The organism is Candidatus Protofrankia californiensis (genome assembly GCF_900634765.1).
Lineage (GTDB): Bacteria > Actinomycetota > Actinomycetes > Frankiales > Frankiaceae > Protofrankia > Protofrankia californiensis.
Genome location: NZ_CAAAFT010000489.1, coordinates 49283 through 50517, shown reverse-complemented (window position 1 = coordinate 50517; position 1235 = coordinate 49283). Strand labels below are relative to the sequence as shown.

Sequence of the window (1235 nt, the reverse complement as noted above, 5' to 3'; positions counted from 1 at the left end):
GGGCGACCGGGATCGGTTCACGGACCGGATCCACGCCGGCGGCACGGCAGCGGGCAGTGATCGTCGGGAAGCGCCGCAACAGGGTGGAGCTGCCCAGGCCGCGGGCGTCGAGGTACAGGTGGTCGACGCCCTGGGCGGCCATCACCCGTGACATCTGTTTGGCGACGACGTCCCGTGGTGCCAGGTCGGCGAGCGGGTGGACGCCGTCCATCACCCGGTGTCCGGCGGCGTCCACCAGGTGGGCGCCCTCGCCGCGCATGGCCTCGCTGACCAGCGGCTGCTGGCTGGAGGTGTGCTGACCGCCAACCGGCCCACCACCGTCGGCCGGTCCGGCTCGTCCGGCCGGCCCCGGTGCCGCGTCAGGACCCGGTGATGCTTCGGCCAACCACAGTGCGGTCGGGTGGAACTGGACGAACTCCAGGTCGGTGACGACCGCACCGGCGCGTAGTGCCAGCGCCACGCCGTCTCCGGTGGACACCGGCGGGTTCGTGGTGGAGGCGAAGATCTGCCCCATCCCGCCGGTCGCGAGGATCACCGCACGGGCGGTGACTGCGCCCACCCCGTCCTTGGTGCCCTCACCCAGGACGTGCAGGGTCACCCCGGCGGCGTTCCCGTCCGCGTCCAGCAGCAGGTCGAGCACGAGCGCGTGCTCGATCACCTCGACGCCCGGGTCGGCGCGCACCGCTGTGATGAGTGCCCGTTCGACCTCCAGGCCGGTGGCGTCGCCGCCCGCGTGCACGATCCGGTTGCGCAGGTGCCCGCCCTCGCGGGTCAACGCGAACCCACCGGCGGAGCCGTCCCGGTCGAACGCGGCGCCCAGCGCAGCCAGTTCCCGCACCCGGGCCGGTCCCTCGGTGACCAGGACCCGGACGGCGTCGACGTCGCACAATCCGACCCCGGCGGCCAGGGTGTCGGCCAGATGATCCTCGGGGGAGTCCTCGGGGGCGAGCGCCGCGGCGATACCGCCCTGCGCCCAGCGGGTCGACCCCTCGTCGAGGCGCGCCTTCGTGACCAGCAGGACCCGGCCGGCGGGCACGGCCGCGCGGGCGTGCAGGACGGCGGTCAGCCCCGCAATCCCAGATCCGATCACCACGATGTCGGCGTCGAGGGTCCAGCCCGGTCGGGGCGCGCCGAGGCGGCATGGCAGGAACGTCATGGGCGGACCCTCGCGCTGACCGGAGCCGGACGTCCGTCGTCCGGCTCGCGGTGCGGGGCCCGCTCGGCCGCTGTCCCGT

General features: G+C 74.6%; 1 protein-coding gene. It reads right to left on the bottom strand.

All coding sequences use genetic code 11. The features are described from left to right. The coding region (locus DD1DGNOD_RS30320) for an FAD-binding protein (RefSeq protein WP_241255979.1) at nucleotides 1–1156 on the bottom strand (1156 nt) is incomplete at its 3' end. Between the last annotated feature and the right edge of the window lie 79 nt (nucleotides 1157–1235).